The sequence below is a fragment of the Rossellomorea oryzaecorticis genome, assembly GCF_045897515.1.
GTDB lineage: Bacteria > Bacillota > Bacilli > Bacillales > Bacillaceae_B > Rossellomorea > Rossellomorea enclensis.
Genome location: NZ_JBJOSA010000052.1, coordinates 1 through 745 on the forward strand (window position 1 = coordinate 1; position 745 = coordinate 745).

Below are 745 nucleotides of genomic sequence, written 5' to 3' on the forward strand. Positions count from 1 at the left end.
GGTTGTGTCAATAATTATGTGTAAGAGAGTACTCCCTGTATATATACTTCTCTTGGGTAATGGGGGTTGCCTTTCCCCTCCGGAGGCCGAGGCCTCCGGAGGGGAAAAATCGCGATCACCGTCATTTATCTCCGTAACGTTGTTTAAACATATCATTGATTTCTTCTTTCGCTAAACCAAATCCGCCTAATTTTCTTCTAGCCCAGCGATCATTATAATCCGTCACATTTAAATAAATGATCTTTTCAGCTGCCTCAATGTTCGGTAGACTGTCCATGGTTTTCAGTCTCTTCCGGACTTCCCTGTTCAATCGTTCGATCAGGTTGGTTGTATAGAGATACTTCTGAACATCTTTAGGATACTTTAAGAACGTGAGAAGGGATGGGAGTTCGTTCTCCCACGATTCAAATTCTCGTTTGTAGGTTTTCTTCCACTTCTCCTTCAGTTCTTGGAGTGCAGCCAGGGCATCTTCAAAATTATCTGCCTTATAGATAGTTTTCAGATCCTGAGCTAATTCTGCTTGATGTTTTTTACGCGCATTGTTTAAAGTGTTCCTCACTTTGTGCACAACACAGCGCTGTACATCGGCTTTTGGGAAAGAACGAAGGAAAGCATCTTCTAAGCCAGACAAGCCATCGAAAACCCCAAGAAGAACTTGTTCAACCCCACGTTCACGAAGGTCATTCAGAATTTCACTCCACCCGTTAGACGACTCTCTGCCCCCAATATAAAAGCCCAGCACTTC

The 745-nt window shown here is 43.5% G+C and carries 1 protein-coding gene; it reads right to left on the reverse strand.

Annotation, left to right across the window (positions count from 1 at the left end; translation table 11 throughout):
* Positions 1-121: 121 nt before the first annotated feature.
* Positions 122-745 (reverse strand): IS256 family transposase (locus ACKA06_RS21620; RefSeq protein ID WP_411160631.1); only part of this gene is annotated, 624 nt, incomplete at its 5' end.